The sequence below is a fragment of the Streptomyces humidus genome, assembly GCF_014649655.1.
In the GTDB taxonomy this organism is placed as follows: Bacteria; Actinomycetota; Actinomycetes; order Streptomycetales; family Streptomycetaceae; genus Streptomyces; species Streptomyces humidus.
The window spans coordinates 12,203-34,701 of sequence record NZ_BMTL01000039.1; the positions used below are offsets into that span (position 1 = coordinate 12,203).

Here is a 22,499-nt window from a genome sequence, read left to right on the forward strand (position 1 = left end):
CCCACTACCCGCCCGAGGGCAGATCGGTGCGCGGGGCGGCGCCCAGATGCACGCCGACCCGCTTGACGAGCAGCGTCATCTCGTACGCCACGAGGCCCACGTCCGAGTCGGCGTCCGAGAGGACGGCGAGACAGCTGCCGTCGCCGGCGGCGGTGACGAACAGGAACGCGTCGTCGAGCTCGACGACCGTCTGGCGGACGCTGCCGGCCTCGAAGTGGCGGCCGACGCCCTTGGCGAGGCTGTGGAATCCGGACGCGACGGCGGCGAGGTGCTCGCTGTCCTCGCGGGTCAGGTCCTTCGACACTCCCGTCGGCAGACCGTCGCCGGAGAGGACGACGGCCTTACGGATGCTGGCGACACGGTCGACCAGTTCGTCGAGGAGCCAGTTCAGCTCGCCGTTGATGCTGGTGTGGCCGGTCGTCTTCGGTGCGGTCATCGACCGTCCCCCTTTGTCGTTCGTTGTGGTGCTGTGCCGCTGTGGGCGTCGTCGCCCGCGGCGTTCTCCACGCGGCCGCGCTGCCAGCCACGCTGGAGCGAGGCCATGCGGCTGCGTACCTCGTCGGCGTCCCGGTCCGCCGGGTCGGCGCGGTTCTCCGCCCGCGGCGCCGGGCCTTGCCGCAGCTGCGGAGCCAGGTTCGCCTGGCGCACGCGCCGCGGCAGCGCCCCCGTGCCGGAGCCGGTGTTCCGGTCCGCGTCCCCTCGCCGACCGGCGCCGCCGTCCGGGGCGTCGGACGGGGCCGCGGCCTGGCGCGCGCGTCGTGGCAGTGCGGCGGGCGAGGAAGGCTCCTGCGCACCGCGGCCTGCGTGCTCCTGGGCGGGGAGGCCTTCGGTGGCTCCGCCGTGGGGAATCTGGGCCGCCGTGCCACGTCGGCGGGACGGCAGAGGCGCCGGCCGGCCGTCAGCGACGCGGCGCGGGCCGGGCCCGGCCGGGAACTCCGGATCCGCCTCCGCGCGCGGGGTGCGCTGCTCGGGGACGGGGCGCCCGTGCGAGCTGACCAGCTTGGGCGTGCGGCGCCCCGGCAGCAGCGGCACGGGCGCGGCGGGGCCGTCTGCGACGGACCTCTCGGGGTCGCCCGGCCCGGCGGACGGTCTGCGGTGCTGGTCGACGACGCCGGCGCTCGGCTCGTCGGCCTCGGTGAGGGAGCGACGGGGACGGAACAGAACACCCTGGTCGTCGTCCTCGGCCAGCGGGACCTTGAATTCGCCGAGGGCGTCCAGACCGACGGGGGCTTCGAGTTCGACCGGCCCGTCGAGCAGCGAGGCGGGGACTCCCGGGAGCTGCGCAGAGGCCGGGGACAGCGCGGACCTGCGGTTCTCTGCGAGCTCGGCCTCCTTCGGGGGCCGGGGACGGTCGAGTCGGAAACCGATGCCGTTGGTGTCGGGGACGTCGTCGGTCAGCAGCGCGTCGGGAATGAAGACGACGGCGGTCGTCCCGCCGTACGGCGAGGGCTGCAGCGAGACGCGGACATTCTGCCGCTGCGCGAGCCGGCTGACCACGAACAGACCGAGGCGGTCGGTGTCGGAGAGCTCGAACTCCGGTGTCTCGGCGAGCCGGAGATTGGCCTCCAGGAGGGCTTCGGGCGCCATGCCGAGGCCGCGGTCGTGAATTTCGAGGGTGAAGCCGTTGGCCACCCGGTCGCCGTACACCTGGACGGCGGTGTGCGGCGGGGAGAACACCGTGGCGTTCTCGAGCAGTTCGGCCACCAGGTGTGTGAGGTCGGCGACGGCCGGGCCGGTGGCGGCCAGTCGGGGCAGACGGCGGACCTCGATGCGTTCGTAGTCCTCGACCTCGGCGACGGCGGCGCGCACGATGTCCATGAGCTGCACGGGCTTGCGCCACTGCCGGGAAGGAGCGGCCCCCGAGAGGATCACCAGTCCTTCGGCGTGGCGCCGCATGCGGGTGGTGAGGTGGTCGAGGCGGAAGAGGTCGGCGAGTTCCTCCGTGTCCTCGGTGCGGCGTTCCATGGTGTCGAGCAGGGTGAGCTGCTTGTGCAGCAGCACCTGGCTGCGTCGGGCCAGGTTGACGAAGACCTCGGAGACGCCGGAGCGCAGTTCGGCCTGCTTGACGGCGGCCTCGACGGCGGCGCGCTGAAGGGTGTTGAGGGCCTGGCCCACCTCGCCCATCTCGTTCTTGTCGTACTCCAGCCGCGGCACTTCGGTCTCGACGTCGACCTGTTCGCCCGCGGAGAGACGGCGCATCACGCTGGGCAGCCGCACTCCGGACGCCTCGTGGGCCTCCACCCGGAGCTGGCGCAGGTCGCGGATGAGGCCACGTCCGATGCGCACCGACAGCACGAGGGAGACGAGCAGGGCGACCAGCCCGAAGACGCCCGCGACGACCGCCTTGACGATGACCTCGATCGCCACCGGGCGGACCCGGTCCTGATAACGGTCGTTGGCCTGGTCGTCCAGAGCGCCGAGTTCGTCCAGGACGCTGCCGGCCGCCGTGTCCCAGTTCTTGGCGCTGACCCCGCGGGGCGGATCGCCGGGCTTGGCGCCGACGACGGCCAGTTCGACCGTGCGCAGCGGGGCGGTGGTGGCGTTCTTCCAGAAGCTCTCGTAGCGTTCCCGCTCCGCGGCGGGCAACTGGACGAGGCTGATGTCGTAGACCACCTCCCGCTGGGCCTGCAGGTCGGAGACCTCGCGGATCTCCTGGCGGCCGAGCCGGCCCACGACCAGGGCGGAGCCCAGCAGGGCGTCCTCCCGGGAGAGCAGTTCACGGGCGTGGGCGACGCTGACGAGAGCCCGGTACTGCTTGTCCATCTCGACGCTGTCGACCACGTCCAGCTTGACCAGCAGTGAGTAACAGGGGTCGATCAGCTGGGTGTAGAGGTCGAGGGCCTGGGCCCGGGTGACGGTGCGCTCCTCGACGCTCCGGCGCAGGGCGTCGATGCCGTCGAAGGCGTCGAGCACCGCGGTGAGGCCCTCGCTGTCGTCCTGGTCCAGGACGTCGCGCACCTCGGGGTCGCGGGCGTTCCCACGGATCTCGGTCATGGCCGCGTCGGTGGCGGTCCGGGTGCGGCGCAGAGCGGACAGTGCGCCGGCGGCACGGGGATCGGCGAGGTAGACGAGGGTCTGGCGGCGTTCCTGCTGGACGACGCGGACCGTGTCCTCGATGGGGTAGCCCACCTTTTCGACCACGGACGACACAGCGAACAGACGGCTCGCCTCACGCCCCGTGAGCACCGTGGCGAAACCCCAGATCGCCGTCAGGGAAACCAGCGGCACGAGAAGCAGCGCCACGATCTTCCGGCGGATCGACTTCCCGCGAAAGCGCATGGCCTCCCCCTGCTCGGACCCCACCGGCAGGGGGGTACACATGTGCGTCAACAAACGGCGCGAGCCTACTACCGACACGCCGATATCTCGAAGAGCCGTCCGGAAGGCGAACTTCCGCACCCGGGGCGAGACATGGCGTGTTGTCATGCCATTGTGGGAGATTCCACCCTGGAATCCCGTCCTGGGAGTTCGGCCGGATCCGATCGGCCGCGCACACGAGTTGGCCAGAATTTTTCGCAAGGCGGGAATCTTCGGGGCAGGTCACGCGTCCTACTGATCGGGAATCGGAGGCGGAATCGGCCACACGTGCCGTATGCCGCACCCGGGCGGCGTAAATCAGCGCAAGCCGGGCAGCCACTGGGGAGCGGGGTCTTCGACCCGGAGGCGAGCGGTCTGCTGGCGGTGGGGAGTGACACGGTGATGGGCACGGCGGAGCGGCGCGAGGCGCCCGAGGACGGCGCGGCGACGGGCGGTGCGGCACTGCGGGAACCCGGGGCACGGGGTCGTGGGGCCTCCGCGAACGGGGGCGTGACAACGGCTGGACGTGCCAACGGGGACGTGACGACGGCTGGACGTGCCGGGGCCGCGGCGGGGCGCGCGTCGGCGGAGCGCGGCGCCCGGCCGGCGCGGGTGGCCTACCGGCCGTTGTGGGTCGAGGAAACCGCGCGTCGACGCCGGATGCCCGATCCGGTGCGCACGGCCGCCGTACGCGCGGTGTTGATCATCGCTGTGACGCTGATTCAGGCCATGATCGCGTTCCTGTGCACGATGGCCGGGGCCTGGCCCGCCTTCCCCATGGTGATCAGCAGTGTGGTGAGCACGGTGCTGGCCACCTGGGCCGCGCTGGACGTCTGGGTCACCCGGCAGGTGTGGAACCAGCGCAACGGCGTGGTGTCGACGCCGAGCAGCACGGCGCGCGCCCTGCGGCGCGAGCGGCGCCGGGCACGTCGGCAGGCACGAATCGCCGCGCGCGGGCAGGAGAGGATACGCAGGCGGAGCGGCGCCGGGCGGCTCTCCCACTCCTGAAGCGCGGACCGCTCCCGGAGGTGGCGCGGAGACGCGGCTGTGGGACCGCGTCTCCGTTCACCTGCCTCGGCCCGCCCGAGCCGTCGTGTCAGGCCTGTCGGTCAACCGGCGTCCGGCGCGGGCCGTTTGTACATCCGCGTCGCCGTGATCTCGCTGTGCACCTGCGTCGCGTCGCCCTCGGCGGGCGGGGCCTGCTGCGGCAGACCGGGGCGGAGGTGCTCCTCGACGCTGATGTACTTCAGGCCCGCCCTGAGGTCGGCATCGTTGCGCAGCCGGATGACCAGCGGGAACTCCGCCAGTGCCGTCGTGTCGAACAGGCCTGTGGTGTAGAGCAGTTGCACGCCCAGCGCGTCCGAGACGGCGCGCTGGAGCTCCAGCAGATAGGTCGCGTTGGCGCGTCCGATGGGGTTGTCGAGGAACAGGGTGCCGGCGTGGCGGTGCTTGTCCCGGCCCCGGTCGTTGCTCCTGAGTGCGGCCATCGTGCAGTACAGGGCGATGGCCGCGGTGAGCAGTTGGCCGCCGGAGAACACGTCGCCCATCTGGCCGACGGGGACGCGCTCGGCGCGCAGCACGGCGTCCGGCTTGAGGATCTCGACGGCGACGCCCTTGGGCTGAAGCGCCGCGCCGACTCCGCGCAACAGCAGCGACATTCCGTCGCGCCGCAGGTCGGAGTTCTTCTTGAGGGCCGCCCGGGTCGCCTCGTCGATGACCTCGCCGAGCCGTTCGGTGAGCGTGGCCTGGTCGGGCTCCTCGAAGCGGATGCGCAGGAACTCCTGGCCGGACCATTCGCCGAGCCCTTCGGGCAGGCGGGAGAGGCGCTGGGCCGAGCGCAGGGTGGCGAGCGCGGACTCCACGAGCCCTCGCAACCGGTCCACGATCGAGTCCCGGTTGCGTTCCAGCTGCTCCAACTCGTCCGTCAGGACGCGCAGTCGGGGTGCGAAGGCGTCCGCCCATCTCTTGGCGTGCTCCGGCAGCGCGGAGGCGGGCAGCTCACGGATCTGCTGGCGGGCGGGGGTGCGCACCTGCTCGTAGCGGGTGGAGTTGGCGTGCCGCACGAGGATGTCGCAGGCCTCGCGGACCGCGGACTCGGCGGCGGACAGGTCGGCGGCGCAGCCGCGCAGGGAACGGCGGGCCTCGGCGGCCGAGTGACGGGCCTCCTCCAGAGTGCCGGGGTAGGGCTCGGACTCCTCCTGGTCCTCCTCCGGAGTGTGTTCGCGCAGCAGGTCGCGCAGCATGGCGGCGATCTCGTCGAACCCGCCGGCCGCGTCCTCGGCGGCCCGGTGGGCGGCCAGGAGTTCGGCGTGCGCCTCGCGGGACCGGTCCAGGGCCTCGGTGCGGGAGGCGAGTTCGGAGGTCGCGGTGCGCAGCAGCGCCTGTGCGTGCTCGGCGTCGCGCGGCTGGAGCTCCTCGGGGAGTTCGGTGTGCGCCACGCCGTCGTCGGGCGCGTGCCGCTCCGCCTCGCCGCGCAGGCGACCGAGCTGCTCGCTCGCGGTGGACACGCGCGTCTCCAGAAGCTGCACCAGTTCCTCCGCGCGGGCGGCGGCCGCCTGCCGGGACGGCCCGTCGGAACCGCCGGGCGACTGCAGAAGCTGCTCCGCGCGGGTGCGGACCTTGTTGCTCAGCCGGTCCAGTTCGGCGCGGGCCGCGCTCTCGTCGCTCTCCGCGCGGGCCTGCTCGGCCCGCAGGTCCGCGCCGACGCCCACCTTCTCGTACAGCTGGGACGCGGCCCGGTAGGCCTCCCGGAGGGCCGGCAGGGAGGTCCTGGAGGCGTCCGCGTCGTCAGCGGGCACGTCGTCGGGGGCGCCGGCGATCTCGGCGCGCTCGGCACGCAGCGCCCGCGCGGTGCGGCGGGCATCGTCGGCGGCCCGCTGGGCGCCGCGCCGGTCCTCGTCGGCGGCGCGGGCGCGCTCCAGGCAGGTCTGGGCGCGGGCCTCCGACTCGGCGGCCTCGTCGGCGAGTTCACGTACCTTGACCTGCCAGCCGGCGCGCTCGCGCAGCCGGAAAGCGAGCCCGGCGAGCGCGTCGGCGGCACGCCGGGCCCTCTGCGCGGCCTCCTGGCGCTCGTCGCGCACCTGGGCCGCCTCGGCGGCGGTCTCGTCCGCCTCCGCGCGCACGGACCGCGCCTCGGCCAGCTCGGCCTCGGACTCGTCGGCGAACGCACGCGCCTCCCCGGCGGCCTGCGCCAGCTCGGTGAGCCGCCCGGCCGGACAGCCGGTACGCCAGGACGTGAGCCGTGCCGCCAGTTCCCGGTCCTTGCCGAGCCGCGCCGCGAGCCGGCGGATGTCCTCGTCCCGCGCGCTCGCCCGCGCGCGCAGCGTCTGCCGCTCCTCGTCGGCGGCGTGCTCGTCGTGCATGGCCGGGTTGGGCGGGACGAGGAAGACGTCCCCGCTGTCGGAGCCGGTCGGCGGGGTCGGCGCGAGGAGGGCCGCGGCCGTGCCGACGGCGACGGCCGAGCGCGGCAGCAGCGCGGCCTCGCCGAGCGCCTCACGCGCGCGTGCGTGCGAGCCGGGGTCGGTGATGATCACGCCGTCGACCAGTTCGGGCCGGGCGGCGAGCACCCGCGCGTGGTCGGCCGGGGCGACGGACTGCGCGAGGTAGCGCCAGCCGGGCAGCGCGGGGATGCCGTGCTCGCCGAGGCACTCGACGGTGGCCAGCACGTCCGGGCCGGGCGGCAGGAGTCCCCCGTCGCCGAGCGCGCCGAGGATACGGGCGTCGTCGGCGGCGGCGGTGCGCAGCTCGAAGAGCTGCCGTTCGGCGGAGGAGACGGCGTCGTCGAGCAGTTCGCGCAGTTCGTCGGCGCAGCGGTCCAGATCCTCGGGGCTCAGCAGGGAGCCGCCGTCCGACTCGCCGGCCCGCCGGGGCTGCGGGATCTGCCGGGGCGCACGGCCGTCGGTGAGCCCCAGCAGTTCGGCGAGCCGTTCCTCGCCGGCCAGGGCGTCGGCGAGCCGTCGCTCGGCGTCGTAGGAGCGTTGGGCGGCGGTGGCCGCGTCGGATGCCCGGGCCGCGGTGAGTTCGGCGCGTGACTCGGCCGACGCGGCCTCGCGGGCGTGCTCGCCCGCTCTGCGCGAGGCTTCTCGGGCGGTGTCCCAGGCGGCGACGGCCGTCTTCTCGGCGTCGCTGGCGGCGAGCGCGGCGCGGGCGGGGTCGGCGTCGGGCGCGCTGTCGTCGAGCCAGCCCGCGCGTACGGCTTCGGCGGTCTCCCGCTCGACCTCGGCGAGACGCTCGCGCAGGTGCCCGACCTCGCTGCGGGCGCGCTGGGCGTCGGTGGCGGCGGACGTCGCGTCCCGGTGCGCCGATTCGCCGACCTCCTGGAGGGCGGCCGAACGCCCCTCCTCCTCGTTGGCGAGGCTCTCGGCGCTCTCGGCGGCCGCGTGCAGGGCGCGTACGAGGTCGACGGCGGCCCTGGCGCGGGCGGCGAGGGCCGGGGCGGCGTCGCGTTCGGCCTCCTGGATCGCGGCGGACACGCGCGCGACGCGGTCGGCGGCGGTGCGGTGGCGCAGCGCGGCTTCGGCTGCCTGCCAGGCGGCGTGCAGGGTACGGGCGTCGGCGAGTTCCCGTTTCTGCGCGGTGGCCGTCTTCTCGGCGGCCGAGAGCGCCAACGAGGCGTGCCGATAGGCGAGTTCGGCGGCGATCAGGGCACTGCGCTCGCGCGCGCCCTCGGAGTGGGTGACGGCGTGGGCGGCGGCCGTGACCCGCTGGGCGAGATCACCGGACCGCAGCTTCTCCCGCAGCCCGCGCGCGGAGAGCCGGCGGGCCAGCGCGCGGTTGCGCCGCTCGGCCCCGGCGTGGACGTCACGCGCGCGTGCCCGCGCCTCGGCGGCGTCGACGATCCGGCCGAGCAGGTCCGCGGACCCGGCGGTGAAGTCCCGTTCGGCGATGAGTTCGGCGCGGCGGCCGAGCTTGTTGCCGAAGCCGCTGACCAGGTCGGCGAGGCCGTCGGTGTCGCGGGTGTCGGTCACCGCGCGCATCAGCAGGTCGGTGAAGTCGGAGTCCTTCTTGACCGCGAAGAGGCCGGCGGCCTCGCCTTCGTCGGCGTTCATCTCGCGCTGGTAGCGGAAGAGTTCGGGGTCGAGACCGAGATCGCCGAGGTGCTCGATCCACCGGTCGTGGATCTCCTCCCAGTGCACCTCGAGGTGCGGATACGCCTTGCCCGCCTCGGTGATGGCGTCGCGGAAGCCCTTCATGGTGCGCCGCCGCCCCCGCGCGCCGGAGGCGCCCTCGACGGGCGGGCGCACGGCGGTGGACTCGGCGACGGGCAGGTTGTCCAGGCTCAGCCCGGGCCCCGGGCGGAAGGAGTACCAGGCTTCGGCGAACTTGCGCGGGTCGTTGGAGATCTGCCGGCCGCGCCATTCACTCGCCTTGCCGACCACCACGCACTCGCCGGTGAGCACGTGCTGCCACTCCAGCGCCACGTGGCCGCAGTCGTCGGCGAGCAGGAACTTGCGCAGCACGCCGGAGCTGGCGCCGCCGAGGGTGTTGCGGTGGCCCGGCAGCATCACCGAGAAGATCAGCTTCAGCAGGACGGACTTGCCGCCGCCGTTCTCCAGGAAGAGCACGCCGGCGGGGGCGGGGCGGCGCGGCGGACCGACGGGCTCCTCCGCGAAGAACTCCGCCTGGGTGGGCGCGGGGTCGGGCACGACGTCGCCGACGCCCCGCAGGTCAAGCACGGTGTCGGCGTAGCGCGCACCGGCAGGCCCGATGGAGTAGAGGCGGACCCGGGACAGCTCGTACATGGCGGACTCTCGTAAGTCTTCGGCAGATCGGCAGATCAGGGGGTGCGGAGCGCTGGGAGCGCGGGGAGGCGTCAGGAGTGGAACGGAAGGCCCGCGTCGGCCACCAGCTCCAGATCGTCGCTCTCCTCGGCGGGCAGCAGGGTGGGCGTTCCGTCGGTGACCGGGACGACGCCCAGCTCCAGCAGTTCGGCCATGGCGGCGCTGCCGGCCATGTCGCGCACCTGCAGCTGGTAGCGGGCCGTCGTGCGGCAGGTGCCGCCGTTGTCGTCGCCGGTGCGCTGCAGGAACCCGGAGTCGGTGAGGAACGCGACGGCCTTGCCGACGATGCCGGTCGTCGAACCGGCGAGTCTGCGGGCGTCCTTGGTGGCGCCGGTGGAGCTGCGTCTGGCCCAGATCCGCCAGGCGGCCTCCAGGCCGGGCGCGTCGCTCGCGGGGTCGGTGTTCTCGCCCTGCTCCTGCGCCCGCTGTTCGAGGCGGTGGCAGGCCTGGCGCACGAAGGCGTCGACTCCGTTGACGCTGACCCGGCCGATGTATCCGTCGTCGGCCAGGTCCTCGGGGCGGGGGAAGGCCATCGCGGCGACGCAGAGGTGGGCGAGGCCGTGCAGGAAGCGGTCGCTGCCGTCGGCGGACGCTCGGCGGGCGTAGTCCCCCATCCGTACGGCGAACACCGAGTCCTCGGCGGCGGTCACGGCCATTCCCGCGCGGGGTGACACCTCCAGCACGATCAGCCCCAGCCCGGCCGCGACGGCGTCGGCGAGCCGTGCGAACGCGGGGTCCTCGCGGTGGCGCCGCAGCAGGTCGGCGTACTCCTGGTCGCGCGCGGGCTGCAGTTTGGGCTGCAGCCCGAAGGCGACGAGCCGCGCCGCGTCGGCGGCGTCGGCAGGGGTGAGGGCGGCGGAGGCCGGTACGACCGCGGCCTCCGGTTCACTCCGGTCGACGTGGTCGGTCACGGCCTCGGCTCCTTGCTGTTCCGGCACGCGTACGTGCGCTCGTGCTCGTTCGTTCGGTGCACGGCCCGGCTCATGCCGCCTCCGTGCGGTCCGCCGCCATTCCCGCGGAGTCCAGCAGGGCGGTGCCGACGATGAGATCGGCGCCGCCGAACTCCGGGTCGTCCAGTTCCGTCCCGTCGTCCACGGCGAACAGCAGCTTGTCCTCGCCCTGCCGATAGGCGGTGCCGACGGCCGGGCTGGCCGCGTGCACGGCCAACAGGGCCACCAGATACGGCAGGTCGGGATCGGTGCGGCGAGCCTGGGCGAGCAGCCCGGACAGGCGTCGCGGCGCGTCCGCCGGCAGATCGAGCAGTTCCTTCGCCGCTGCCAGCTGCTCCTCGCTGAACCGGCTGTCGTCCGGCGTGGCGATGAGGTCGGGCTCCGGCATCTCCGCTCCCAGGTGCTCCCGCTCCAGGGGCGGGGTCAGCAGGAGGTCGACGAGGTCGCCCATCCGCACGGACACCGGGGTGCGCAGGCCGGTGCCGTGCGCGAAGAACGCGTCGGTGACCCGGACAGCCTGCTCCACCGGCAAGGGCAGCAGCGGGGCGACGAGGTGCCCGTACAGATCCGTCCCCGACGACGTCATGGGGCTGGCGAAGGCCTGCCGGTCCTGCTCGGCGCGGAACAGCGGGCCTGCCTCCAGCAGCCGGGACTGGAGCTGTGTGTGCCGGCGGATGCAGTCCTTGACGATGTCGACGAGCTCGGCGGCCCGGCGCTTGTTCTCCGCGTCCTCGATCTCGTCGCGTGCCTTGCGGATGTTGGTGAGGATCGCGTTCTCGTGGCGGTAGCGGTCGGCGACGTGGTCCAGGGCCTCGGCGATCATGTCGGGCACCGCGTTCAGCCAGTCCACCGCCCGGACGTTGCGCCGGGTCGCCTCCAGGGCGCGGCGGAGGGTCTCGGAGTACTGCACGGTGCGGTAGCGGGCCTGTTCGGCGGCCAGCTGGGCGTCGGCGAGACGACCGCGGCGGATGAGCACCTCCAGCTTGACCTCGGCAGCGATCTGCGCGCTGGTGACGTCCGTGTCGAGGGCGCCGACGAGCACGTTGACCGCTTCGTCGGTGGTGCGCAGGTAGACCCCTCCGCCGTAGCCGGGGACCTCCTCGATCAGCTTGAAGTCGTAGTCGCGGCGCACGTACGTGCCGTCCGACGCGAACATGCCGTAGGCGGCGCGGAAACCGCGGTCCACGCTGCCCACGTTGATCAGGTTCTCCAGGACCCAGCGGGCGACCCGTTCATGCTCGGCGACGGGCCGCTGCGGGGCCTGTGCGGCGATGCGCGGCAGCAGACGGGCCACTATCTGATCGTGGTCGGCGCCGGTGTCGAAGTCCATGTTGAGCGTGACCAGGTCGATGGCGGCCAGGGCGATCTCCGCCATGCCGTAGACCGAGTACTCACCGGCCAGATTGGCCTTGCGCGCGTCGAGGTCGTGGATCGGCGCCGTGCAGGCGAGCGCGCGCAGCCTGCGCGCCAGCCCCTCGTCGGCGGCCGGTCCCTGAGCGGGGCGCGGCCCCGCGCTGAGCTGGGGCGGAACACGGTCCGTCGAAGCAGGCGAAGTCACGGTGCACAGACTAGGTCCTCGGTCTGACATCGACCCAAACGACGCGGATCGCCTCCGACGGTCGAGCGGCGGCCGCCGGCCGTGGTGCGCCCCCGGACCGGCGGGGGCTCGTCGCGCCGTTCCCCGTTCCCCTAAAGGGCGCGGTCCTCCCGCACCCTTCGCCGGTACACCTCGACCACCCTTGCCGAAGAGTCGTCCAGGTAGACCGTGAGCAGTCGCTCGGCCCCCGACTTGTCCCCGGCCTCCAGGGCCTGGAGGATCTGGTGGTTGCGCTGGAGGTACGGCTCGTGCAGCCGGCGCGGCTCGTCGACGAGGTGGAAGGCCAGGCGCAGCTCGGCGAAGACGCTGCGCATGAACTCGTCGGTGCGCGCGCTTTCGGCCAGGGCCACCAGTTCCCGGTGGAAGTGGATGTTGGCGGTCCCCAGTTCTTTCCAGTCGTTCTCGACGGCCGCCAGCTGCCCTTCGGCCACGCTCGCGCGGAGGCCCTCCAGCGCGTACGGCGGCTTCCCGAGCCCTCGCACGACGGCGCACTCCACGAGGGTGCGCGTGCGGTAGATGTCCTCGACGTCCTGCACGGTCAGGACCCGGACGAACACGCCCCGGTTCAGCTCGTGGACGAGCAGGCGTTCATGGGTGAGCAGCCGGAACGCCTCGCGCAAGGTGTTGCGCGAGACGCCGAGCGCTCCGCCGATGCTGTCCTCCGAGAGCCGCGTCCCGGGCGGGAAGTAGCCCTCGGCGATGCGGCTCCTGAGGATGTCCGAAACGCGTTCGGCTGTGCTCGTGCGGCCCAGGAGGGCGCGGTCGTCGGCCAGTCCCGCCAGCTGCTCTGCCATGCCCGGAATTCAAGCGCAGACCCGAGAACGAGACAACGGGACTATTGAAGAATCGTTCAACGATCCTCTACCTTCGATTCCACGGCGCCGCTCCGTCCCTGGCCGCGGCGACCCGCGCTTCCCGCACGGCACGGCTCAGTCCCAGCACGCTCCGTCCTCCCTCACCGAGGTGTCCATGAGCGTTCCCCCTCCACCACAGACGCCGACCGCCGAAGACCTGCGAGCGGCGAGCGGGCCCACCCCCGACGACGGGGCACTCGCCTGGCTGCGCGCCCTCGGACCGCGCGGCCGCCGCGCCTTCGCCGGCGCTTTCGGCGGCTATGCCCTCGACTCCTACGACTACTTCACGCTGCCGCTCAGCATGGTCGCGCTGGCGGCGTACTTCGGCCTGGACAGCGGGCAGACCGGTCTGTTCACCACCGTCACCCTGGTCGCCTCGGCCATCGGCGGCGCCGTGGCGGGCGTCCTGGCCGACCGGATCGGCCGGGTCCGAGCCCTGATGATCACGGTGATCACCTATGCGGTGTTCACCGTCGCCTGCGGTTTCGCGCCCTCCTACGAGACGCTGCTGGTGCTCCGGTCCCTCCAGGGGCTCGGCTTCGGCGGCGAGTGGGCGGTCGGCGCGATCCTGGTCGCCGAGTACGCGAGCGCACGGCACCGGGGCCGCACCCTCGGCGCGATCCAGAGCTCGTGGGCCGTCGGCTGGGGGCTCGCCGCCGTCGCGTACACCCTGGTGTTCTCGCTCTTCGGCGACGACATGGCCTGGCGGATCATGTTCTGGACGGGCGCGCTGCCCGCCCTGCTCGTCGTGTGGATGCGGCGCCGCGTGCAGGACGCGCCGCAGGCCGCGGCGGCACGGGAACAGAGCGCCGGGAAGGGCTCGTTCCCGGCGATCTTCAAGGGCCCGCTGCTGCGGACGACGCTCTTCGCGGGCCTGCTCTCCACCGGCGTGCAGGGCGGCTACTACACCCTCGCCACCTGGGTGCCGACGTATCTGAAGTCGGAGCGCGGCCTGTCGGTGGTCGGCACCGGCGGCTATCTGACCTTCCTGATCTCCGGCGCCTTCCTCGGCTACCTCACCGGCGGCTACCTCACCGACCGGCTGGGCCGGCGCCGCAACATCTGGCTGTTCGCCCTGCTCTCGGCGATATGCATCCTGGCCTACGCCAACATCCCGAGCGGCGCGGACACCCTGCTGCTCGTCCTCGGCTTCCCGCTCGGGTTCTGCATGTCGGCCATCTTCAGCGGTTTCGGGTCCTTCCTGAGCGAGTTGTACCCGACGGCCCTGCGCGGCACGGGACAGGGCTTCACGTACAACACCGGCCGCGCCGTGGGCGCGGTCTTCCCCACCACGGTCGGCTTCCTGGCCGACAGCTGGGGCGTCGGCGGCGCACTGACCTTCGGCGCGATCGGCTACGCGATCGCCGCCCTGGCGCTGCTGGGCCTTCCCGAGACGCGCGGCAAGGAGCTGGAGTGAACCGTCCCCTTCTCACGCAGGACCGTCGTCCGCCCCAGGGCGAAGACCGTCCCGTCGCACTCGTCGAGCGGCACGCGCACGCGTGGAGCCCCGAAACAGCGCGGGCCCGCTTCCGGGCGGGTCTGGCGGGCCCCACGGCCGGGGTCGCCGCGGGCCACACGCAGGTCAACCTGATCTCGGTGCCCGCGGACTGGGCGTACGACATGCTGCTGTTCTGCCAGCGCAATCCGAAGCCCTGTCCCGTCCTCGACGTCACGGACGCCGGCTCCTGGACGACCGTCCTGGCCGAGGGCGCCGATCTGCGCACCGATCTGCCGCGCTACCGCGTGTGGGTGGACGGGGAACTGGTGGACGAGCCGACGGACGTGCGGGCGTACTGGCGCGAAGACCTGGTGTCGTTCCTGATCGGATGCAGTTTCACCTTCGAGTGGGCGCTGTCCGGAGCGGGCGTCCCCCTGCGGCACCTCGAACAGGGGCGCAACGTCCCGATGTACGTGACCGACCGTCAGTGCCGTCCGGCGGGACGGCTGCACGGGCCGATGGTGGTGTCGATGCGTCCGGTGCCGCCGCGGCACCTGGCGGCCGCCATCCGGGAGAGCAGTCTTCTCCCGGCGGTGCACGGCAGCCCCGTCCATTGCGGAGATCCGTCGGGGCTCGGCATCGGCGACCTCGGGCGGCCCGACTTCGGCGATCCGGTGGACGCCGAGCCCGACGACATCCCGGTGTTCTGGGCCTGCGGGGTGACCCCACAGGCCGTGGTGACGGCTTCGCGACCGCCCTTCGCCCTCACTCACGCCCCGGGGCAGATGTTCCTCACCGACGCCCGCGACGAGCAGTACCGCGTGGCCTGAGAAGGAGGTACGAAGGAACCATGACCGCAACGCCCCCCATGCCCGCGACGCCCGGCCCGCCGGCCACGCCCCCGACGACCGCGATCGATCTGAACGCCGACCTCGGCGAGGGATTCGGCCGGTGGCGGCTGACGGACGACGAGCAACTGCTGTCCGTCGTCACCAGCGCCAACGTCGCCTGCGGCTTTCACGCCGGGGACGCGGCCACCATGCGGCGGGTGTGCGAACTCGCGGCCGAGCGCGGCGTGACGATCGGCGCGCAGGTGTCCTACCAGGACCTGGCGGGCTTCGGCCGGCGCGCCATGGACGTGCCGCCCGCCGAACTGGCCGCCGAGGTGGCGTACCAGATCGGCGCGCTGGAGGTGTTCGCCCGTGCGGCGGGCGCGCGCGTGGCGTACGTGAAGCCGCACGGCGCGCTCTACAACCGGGTCGTGCACGACGAGGAGCAGGCCGAGGCGGTGATCGAGGGCGTGCTCCTCGCGGACACCGCGCTGACCGTGCTCGGGCTGCCGGGCTCACGGCTGCTGGACCTGGCCCGGGGGGCGGGCCTCGCGGCGGTCCCCGAGGCATTCGCCGACCGCTCGTACACCGATGAGGGCACGCTCGTACCGCGTGGGCGGGCCGGAGCCGAGGTCACCGACCCGGAGATCGTCGTGGAACGCTCGGTGCGCTTGGCCCGCGTCGGCCAGGTCACCTCCCACGCGGGGGCGTCCATCGAGGTACGCGCGCGTTCGTTGTGCCTGCACGGCGACACACCCGGCGCGGTGGAGCTGGCCATCAGGGTGCGACGCGGCCTCGAGGAGTCGGGGGTACGAGTGGAGGCCTTCGCATGACCGTGCGCGTCCTGCCCGTCGGCGACGACGCCCTGCTCGTGGAGCTGGCCTCGGGCGAGGAGGCCGAGGCGCTGCACGCGGAGCTGCTGCGTCGCCGCGCGGCGGGCCTGCTGGGCGCTTGCGAGATCGTCCCGGCGGCCTGCACCGTGCTGCTGGACGGTCTGACCGATCCCGGCCGGCTGGCGTCCGAGCTGGCCGCCTCCGAGATACCGCCCGCTCCCCCGCGCGAGCAGGCCGCCGTGGAGATCGCGATCCGTTACGACGGTCCGGACCTGGCCGACGTCGCCGCCCACTGGGGCGTACCGGAGGGCGAGGTGGCCCGCATCCACGCGGCCACCGAGTTCCGGGTCGCGTTCTGCGGCTTCGCGCCCGGCTTCGGCTACCTCACCGGCCTGCCCTCGTGCTACGACGTCCCGCGCCGGGCCGCGCCGCGCACCACAGTGCCGGCCGGTTCCGTGGCGCTGGCGGGGCCCTACACGGGCGTGTACCCGCGCAGCTCGCCCGGCGGCTGGCAGCTGATCGGCAGTACGGAGGCGGTGCTGTGGGACCACGCGCGCGTGCCGGCCGCCCTGCTGTCGCCGGGCACGCGCGTGCGCTTCGTGCCGGTGGAGCCGTCGGAGCCCGCGGGACCGGCGGGGACGGCGGGCGCCTCATGAGCGACCGCGCGCTCGTCGTCGTCCGCGCCGGAGCGCTCACCACGGTGCAGGACCGGGGCCGCCCCGGACACGCGCATCTCGGGGTGCCGCGTTCCGGTGCGCTCGACGGGCCGGCGGCCGCCCTCGTCAACCGGCTGGTGGGCAACTCCTCCGACGCGGCCGTCCTGGAGACCACACTCGACGGCTGCGCCCTGAAGCCGCGTTCGGACGTGACCGTCGCGGTGGGCGGCGCTCCGTGCCGGGTCACCGTGGACGATCGGCCGGTGGCCTGGGGAGCGCCGGTGCGGGTGCCCGCCGGGGCGGTGCTGGACGTCGGACCGGCCCTGAGCGGAGTGCGCGGATATGTCGCCGCGGCCGGCGGCATCGCCGTGGAACCGGTCCTCGGCAGCCGCTCCACCGATCTCCTGTCCGGCCTCGGCCCAGCGGTGCTCACGAACGGCACGGTCCTGCATCTGGGGCGTGAACTGGCCCCGTACGCACGCGTGGACGTGGGTCCGCGGCCGGCGCCCCCGGCCGAGCTGGTCCTGCGGGTGACGCCCGGCCCGCGCGCGGACTGGTTCACCCCCGAGGCGGTGCGCGCCTTCACGTCACGGACGTTCCATGTCTCCTCGGCCAGCAACCGCATCGGACTGCGCACCGAGGGGCCCGCTCTGGCGCGTGCCGTGGACGGCGAGCTCCAGAGCGAGGGCATGGTCCTGGGCGCCGTGCAGGTACCGCCGGCCGGACGGCCGGTGGTCTTCCTCGCCGACCACCCGACCACCGGCGGGTACCCGGTGATCGCAGTCGTCCGCGCGGCCGACCTGTCGGCAGCCGCCCAGGCGCGACCGGGGACACCGGTCCGTTTCGTGGCCGTACGCAGGCGGTGATACCGGGTCGTCCGCGCCGACGCGGCCGGTGGGCCGTCCGCCTGGTCGCGTGTGCGAGGCGTCAGACGGCCCCGGGAACAGCGTCCGGTCGGCGCTCCGGCGTGGACAGTGAGGCCAGGGCCGCCGATACCGATGCGGTCGTGCGCAGGTCGAGCCGGGCGCTCGTGCCCCGCGCGCGGTGACGCATCTCGTCGGCCGCGAGGACGAGGAGTTGAGGAAGGAGGTCGGTGCATCTGCGGGCCACCCAGCCGGTGCCCGCGGTCGCCAGCCACCACAGGCTCGCCGACGTCGTGGGCGCCGGCGACTCAGGCTCGGGCGACGGCCCGTCACCGGTGGCGAGTCCGGCTTCGGTCAGCAACGCATGGAAGCGGACAGCCAGTTGGCGGTGTCCCCGTTCGCCGGGGTGGAGCCGGTCCGCGCTCCACATCGCCCGGTCCGTCAGCCACTCGCCCTCAGAAGCGTGCAGATGGACGGCGGCGTACCGCTCGGAGAGCGCGTGGACGACGGAGTTGACCGCGCGCTGCCGTCGGGCCAGCGGCCGGGCGAGGGCGCCCGGCAGCCCGAGGATGCCGCCCGGGCCAGGCAGGCACGCGGTGAGCAGGACCGCACCCTGCTCGGTGAAGGCGCCGTAGACCGTGTCCAGGCGGGCGGCCACGGCCTGGATGTCGAAGGTCCGGCGCAGGGTGTCGTTGACGCCGACGACGACGGAGACGACGTCGGGCCGCAGCGCCAGGCCGGCCGGGAGCTGGCGCTCCAGCACGTCCCGTGTCTGCGCCCCGCTGACCGCCAGGTTGGTGAACTCGACACCGGTCAGGACGCCGGTCAGGACGCCGGTCGCGGAATTCCCGGTCCCCGCTGTCTCCTTGGCCCCTCCATCCTGCTGCGACTCGTCTGCCTCGCTCCTCTCGTGGATCCCGGGCACCTCATGAGTCCCGTACATCTCGCCTGTCCCGGTCATCACATGGGTCTCGCGTGCCTTCCCGATCCCATCGATCCCATCGATCCCATCGATCCGGTCGATCCGGTCGATCCGGTCGATCCCGTCGATCCCACCGGTCAGGCCATCGGCCAGCAGTGCCGCCCACCCGCGCCACGCCCGGCCCACGGGGTCCCCCACGCCCTCGGTGAGCGAGTCCCCGAGGGCCACGAAGCGCACGCGTCTCATCCGAGGGCTCCGAGGGCGCCGGGCGGGAACGGGCGCACGGCAGCGGAGGCCGAGGGCGTGCCCGTCGGCAGGGTCGGCGGCGTGGTCGACACCGGCGCCTGCGCCTGTGCCTGCGTCGAGGACGAGGCCGCCTGGTCGTGGCCCCCGACCCGGGTGGGCGCCGCCGCGTCGTGCGCCGCGAGGAACGCGTCGACCGCCGTCGTCCAGCCGAAGCACTCCGCACGCGCGCGGGCCGCCTCACGGCGTTCCGCCGCAGGACGCCCCAGGAGGTCCTCCACCGCATCCGCGAACGCCTCCCCCCGGTCCGCCGCCACGGCTCCCGCGGCCCCGATCACCTCGGGGAGGGCCGACGACGCGCTCGCCACCACCGGGGTGCCGCAGGCCATCGCCTCCAGGGCGGCGAGCCCGAACGTCTCCGCCGGCCCAGGCGCCAGGCACACGTCGGCGGCGGCCTGGAGCGCGCCGAGCGCGCCCCGGTCGGAGACGTGCCCCAGAAAGGTCACCGGCAGCCCGCGTTCCCGCACCCGCTGCTCCAGCCGGTGCCGCAGCGGACCGTCCCCGGCGACGACGAGCACCGCCCGCACACCGCGTCGCAGCAGCGCCTCCAGCGCGTCCAGCGCCGTCCCGGGCCTCTTCTCCACGGAGAGGCGGGTGCACATCACCAGCATGATCTCGTCCCCGCGCGCGTGGACGGCCCGCAGCCCGGCGTCCCGCAGGGCGGGATGCCGCTCGACGAGGTCGACGCCCAACGGGGCGCGCACCACGTTACGGGCCCCGATCCGCACGAACTCCCGCTCGGCGAACTCGGTGGTGCACACGACGCGCGCGTAGGTGTGCGCCGTGCGCAGGTTGAGCGCGTCGGCGGCGCGCCGGGCCGCCCCCTCAGGCACGCCCCAGGTGCGCAGGACGCCGTCGGCCGTCTCGTGCGAGACCATCACGGCGGGCACGCGGGCACGCCGCGCCCACTTGCCGGTCCAGCGCAGCGTCGTGCGGTCGCAGACCTCGAGACGGTCGGGGGCGAGACCTTCCAGCAGCCGGGCGACGCGCCGCCTGTCGGTCAGGACGCGGTAGCCGCCGGTGCCGGGCAGCAGCGGTCCGGGCAGGGTGATCACCCTGCCCTGCGCGGTCTCCCGGTCGGTGGTCCGCTCGCCGGGGACGATCAGGACCGGCTGGTGGCCGGCCTCGCGATACCCCTTGCCGAGTTCGCGCAGCGCGGTGCGCAGGCCGCCCGAGGCCGGGGCCACGAAGTTGGCGAGGCGGACGATCCGCAGCGACGGGCCGTTCATGCCGCCACCGCCGGACGGCGCGCCGCGAGCACGTCCTGGTAGTGGGCGATGAGCCGGTCTCCGACGGCGGCCCAGGTGCGTCCCTCGACCGCGTCCCGCCCGGCGGCGCCGCAGGCGGCCCGCTGCGCGCGGTCGCCGGTCAGCGAGGCGACCGCGTCCCGTACGGCCGCGGCGTCGCGCGGCGGGACGAGCAGGCCGGTGCGGCCGTGGGCGACCAGGTCGAGCGGGCCGCCCGCGGCGGGCGCGACCACGGGCACGCCGCTGGCCATGGCCTCCTGCACGGTCTGGCAGAACGTCTCGAACGGGCCCGTGTGCACGAACACGTCCAGCGAGGCGAAGATCCGGGCGAGGTCGTCGCCGGTGCGCCTGCCCAGGAAGACCGCGCCCGGCAGGGCCTCCTCCAGCCCGGGCCGGCTCGGCCCGTCACCCACCACCACGACCCGGACGCCCGGCAGCCCGCAGGTGTCCGCCAGGAGCTCGACGTGCTTCTCCGGGGCGAGCCGCCCGACGTAGCCGACGATCAGCTCGCCGTTCGGGGCGAGCGTGCGGCGCAGGGCCTCGTCGCGGCGGTCCGGGCGGAACCGCACGGTGTCCACCCCCCGCGGCCACAGCTTCACCCGGGGCACGCCGTGCGTGTCCAGGTCGTGCAGAGCCGCGCTGGAGGGGGCGAGGGTGAGGTCGGCGGCGGCGTGGACGGACCGTATCCGGCGCCAGGCGGCGGCCTCGCCGGCGCCCATGTAGGTACGGGCGTATCCGCCCAGGTCGGTCTGGTAGACGGCGACGGCGGGGATGCCGAGCCGAGCGGCGGCCGACATGCCCCGGACGCCGAGGACGAACGGGCTGGCCAGATGGACCAGGTCGGCACGGTGCTCGGCGATGGCCGCGGCGACGCGTCGGCTGGGGAGGGCGACGCGGACCTGGGGGTAGCCGGGGAGCGGCAGGGAAGGGACACGCACGACGGGACAGGGCGCTTCGGCGTCCGGTCCGGGCCCCGCGGCGGCGGCAGGGGCGACGACGACGGGGGCGTGACCGCGATCGACGAGGTGCCGGGCGGTCTGGAAGGCGCAATGGGCCACGCCGTTCACGTCGGGGGGAAAGGATTCGGTCACGATGACGACACGCATACCCGTGTTGTCGCCGTCCTGGACGTGGCCGCGTCAAAGTGGATCTGTCCGCACGACTAACGTCCCGTGAGCGTTGCGCTGCGCGGCCGGCGCGCCCGCCCCGCGCGCACCGCGCAGGTCGGACACCGTCCATGACGGTCGGGCCCGCCCGCCACCCGCCGTTCATCCGCAGGGCGGGCCGCCGCCGGGTTCTCCTCGGACGGCGGCCTGCCCCCGACGTCACATCGCGGAGGCCGCGTCGGGGCCGATCCGGCTCCGCACGGCCGTCTGGACCTCGGCCTCCTCGGCCGGGTCGGCGGCGAGCCGGCGCAGGCGCTCCACGACCCGGGCGTCACCCGTCTCGGCGTGCCGGGCGGCGATCTCGCGGGTGCCCTCCTCACAGTCCCAGAGGCACTCGACGGCGAAGCCGGTGGCGTAGGAGGGGTCGGTGGCGGCGAGTGCGCGGGCGCAGCGCCCGCGCAGATGGGACGAGGCCGTCTCACGGTAGATATGGCGCAGCACGGGTGCCGCGCAGACGATGCCGAGCCGCCCCGCGCCGTCGACGAGGGTCCACAGGGTGGGCGCGTCGCAGCCTTCGCCACGCACGGCCTCGCGCAGGGCGCCGAGGACCAGCTCCTTGTCCCTCGCGCCGCCCCGGCAGGCGAGCATGCGGCCGGCGGCGGCGCCTAGGGCGTCGGGCCGGTGGACCCAGCCGCGGGCCCGGTCGACGGCGGCGACGCTGCGCATGCGTTCGAAGGCGTCGACGGCGGCCTCGGCGACGATCGCCGAACCGGCGGCGACGGCCTGTTCGACGAGGACGAGGGCGTCCGGGTCGTTGCAGTCGGCGAGATAGCGCAGGGCGGTGCACCGAGCGCCTTCGCCGCCGTCCTTGGCCGCCTGCACGATCTCGGGGCGGTCCTCCGGCCCGGCCACGGCGGAGAGGCAGCGGGCGGCGGGGACGTGGAGCGCGGCTCCGCGCTCGACGCCCTGCTGCGCCCACTCGAACACGGCCTGCACGCTCCAGCCGGGCCGTGGGCCGCTGGGACTCATCTGGCGTTGCCAGCGGTCGAAGCAGCCGGCCTCGTGAGCGGCACGCACGCGGGTCGAGACGGACTCGCGGGGGTCCTCTGCCCACAGCCGCCAGGGCCGTGGCTCGAAGGCGTCCCGCACCGCGGTGGCCAGTTCGGCCTCGCCCTCGGCGTCCGTGGCGAACCGGGCGAGCACCGGTGCGGCGAGGGCGCGCAGGCCGGCATCGTCGTCCCGCAGGGCCAGCTCGTCCAGGGCCCAGGCCCAGTTGGCTCCCGTGGCGGCGTATCTGCGCAGCAGTTCGAGGGCGTCCCGCCTGCCGTAGGAGGCGAGGTGGCCGAGGACCGCCAGGGCGAGACCCGTTCGGGACTCCTCGGTGTCGAAGACGTCCTCGACGTCGAAGAGGTGGGCCTCGATCTCGTCCAGCTCGCCGTTGAGGTCGAGGTAGAGACGGGCGTAGTAGAGGGAGCGGTTCTCCACCTGCCAGTCGTGGCGGGGGTCCCGCTGCACACAGTGGTTCAGCGCCGCGAGCGCCTCGGCGCGCGGTGCCGTGAGCGCGTGCAGCGTGCCGTCGCCGCGACCCCTCTGGAGCAGGCCGAGCAGCGTCCCGCTGGGCGCTATGACCGGATCGAACATGGGAAACAGCCTCACATCAAGCGTCGACGCAACCGGGGACGTGCATTACCTGGCCGCGTGCCAACACGTCGGGGCGCCCGCCGTTTCCTGCTTGCTGTAGACCATCTTCCTCTGCCTCTCGTCGGTGGCCCATACGGACCGCGTCACGGCCCGCGCGGTGCGGCAACACCTGCCCGGCCATC

At 74.0% G+C, this 22,499-nt stretch carries 16 protein-coding genes; 6 read left to right on the top strand and 10 right to left on the bottom strand.

What is annotated here, in order from left to right:
• Nucleotides 1-4: 4 nt before the first annotated feature.
• Nucleotides 5-436 carry a roadblock/LC7 domain-containing protein gene (locus tag IE239_RS34350; protein WP_190153386.1) on the bottom strand — a complete coding sequence of 144 codons (432 nt, stop codon included), beginning with the start codon at nt 434-436 and terminating at the stop codon, nt 5-7.
• Nucleotides 433-3,279, bottom strand: a complete 2,847-nt coding sequence (locus tag IE239_RS34355) for a nitrate- and nitrite sensing domain-containing protein (protein WP_190153440.1) — start codon at nt 3,277-3,279, stop codon at nt 433-435. The genes IE239_RS34350 and IE239_RS34355 overlap by 4 nt, the downstream gene beginning before the upstream one ends.
• A gap of 420 nt (nt 3,280-3,699) precedes the next feature.
• Between IE239_RS34355 and IE239_RS34360 the strand changes: the two genes are divergently transcribed.
• Entirely contained in the window at nt 3,700-4,305 is a 606-nt protein-coding gene (locus tag IE239_RS34360) for a hypothetical protein (protein WP_190153387.1), read from the top strand.
• Between the two features lie 101 nt (nt 4,306-4,406).
• Here the strand turns inward: IE239_RS34360 and IE239_RS34365 are convergent, their stop codons facing one another.
• The 4 genes from IE239_RS34365 to IE239_RS34380 all read right to left on the bottom strand — a co-directional run bounded on the left by IE239_RS34365 (nt 4,407) and on the right by IE239_RS34380 (nt 12,418).
• A complete protein-coding gene (locus tag IE239_RS34365) occupies nt 4,407-9,038 on the bottom strand; it encodes a coiled-coil domain-containing protein (protein ID WP_190153388.1) in 4,632 nt (1,543 codons plus the stop codon).
• 71 nt (nt 9,039-9,109) lie between these two features.
• Nucleotides 9,110-9,988 (bottom strand): hypothetical protein, encoded by an 879-nt coding sequence (locus tag IE239_RS34370; RefSeq protein WP_190153389.1) that lies wholly within the window; start codon nt 9,986-9,988, stop codon nt 9,110-9,112.
• 70 nt (nt 9,989-10,058) lie between these two features.
• The gene (locus IE239_RS34375) at nt 10,059-11,585 is read right to left on the bottom strand and encodes a hypothetical protein (RefSeq protein ID WP_190153390.1); all 1,527 of its coding nucleotides are present in this window, start codon (nt 11,583-11,585) and stop codon (nt 10,059-10,061) included.
• Nucleotides 11,586-11,716: 131 nt separating this feature from the next.
• A complete protein-coding gene (locus IE239_RS34380) occupies nt 11,717-12,418 on the bottom strand; it encodes a GntR family transcriptional regulator (protein ID WP_190153391.1) in 702 nt (233 codons plus the stop codon).
• Nucleotides 12,419-12,593: 175 nt separating this feature from the next.
• On the opposite strand from IE239_RS34380, the gene IE239_RS34385 reads away from it, so the two are divergent.
• From IE239_RS34385 to IE239_RS34405, 5 genes are read left to right on the top strand one after another with little or no spacing between them, the layout of a single operon-like run.
• Nucleotides 12,594-13,895 carry an MFS transporter gene (locus IE239_RS34385; RefSeq protein ID WP_190153392.1) on the top strand — a complete coding sequence of 434 codons (1,302 nt, stop codon included), beginning with the start codon at nt 12,594-12,596 and terminating at the stop codon, nt 13,893-13,895.
• Nucleotides 13,892-14,746, top strand: a complete 855-nt coding sequence (locus IE239_RS34390; protein WP_190153393.1) for a putative hydro-lyase — start codon at nt 13,892-13,894, stop codon at nt 14,744-14,746. The genes IE239_RS34385 and IE239_RS34390 overlap by 4 nt, the downstream gene beginning before the upstream one ends.
• Nucleotides 14,747-14,766: 20 nt before the next feature.
• On the top strand, nt 14,767-15,579 hold the full coding sequence (locus tag IE239_RS34395) for a LamB/YcsF family protein (RefSeq protein WP_229878547.1): 813 nt from the start codon (nt 14,767-14,769) through the stop codon (nt 15,577-15,579).
• Nucleotides 15,580-15,581: 2 nt separating this feature from the next.
• On the top strand, nt 15,582-16,235 hold the full coding sequence (locus IE239_RS34400; RefSeq protein ID WP_190153442.1) for a 5-oxoprolinase subunit B family protein: 654 nt from the start codon (nt 15,582-15,584) through the stop codon (nt 16,233-16,235).
• Nucleotides 16,232-17,101 carry a 5-oxoprolinase subunit C family protein gene (locus tag IE239_RS34405; protein ID WP_190153394.1) on the top strand — a complete coding sequence of 290 codons (870 nt, stop codon included), beginning with the start codon at nt 16,232-16,234 and terminating at the stop codon, nt 17,099-17,101. The genes IE239_RS34400 and IE239_RS34405 overlap by 4 nt, the downstream gene beginning before the upstream one ends.
• Nucleotides 17,102-17,162: 61 nt before the next feature.
• Here IE239_RS34405 and IE239_RS34410 read toward each other — a convergent pair whose 3' ends face one another.
• The 4 genes from IE239_RS34410 to IE239_RS34425 all read right to left on the bottom strand — a co-directional run bounded on the left by IE239_RS34410 (nt 17,163) and on the right by IE239_RS34425 (nt 22,317).
• Complete coding sequence (locus IE239_RS34410; protein ID WP_190153395.1) at nt 17,163-18,266, bottom strand: SGNH/GDSL hydrolase family protein; 1,104 nt, start codon at nt 18,264-18,266, stop codon at nt 17,163-17,165.
• Nucleotides 18,263-19,552, bottom strand: a complete 1,290-nt coding sequence (locus IE239_RS34415; RefSeq protein WP_229878549.1) for a glycosyltransferase — start codon at nt 19,550-19,552, stop codon at nt 18,263-18,265. The genes IE239_RS34410 and IE239_RS34415 overlap by 4 nt, the downstream gene beginning before the upstream one ends.
• The gene (locus IE239_RS34420) at nt 19,549-20,676 is read right to left on the bottom strand and encodes a glycosyltransferase family 4 protein (RefSeq protein ID WP_190153396.1); all 1,128 of its coding nucleotides are present in this window, start codon (nt 20,674-20,676) and stop codon (nt 19,549-19,551) included. The genes IE239_RS34415 and IE239_RS34420 overlap by 4 nt, the downstream gene beginning before the upstream one ends.
• 219 nt (nt 20,677-20,895) lie before the next feature.
• On the bottom strand, nt 20,896-22,317 hold the full coding sequence (locus IE239_RS34425) for a HEAT repeat domain-containing protein (protein ID WP_190153397.1): 1,422 nt from the start codon (nt 22,315-22,317) through the stop codon (nt 20,896-20,898).
• Nucleotides 22,318-22,499: the final 182 nt, after the last annotated feature.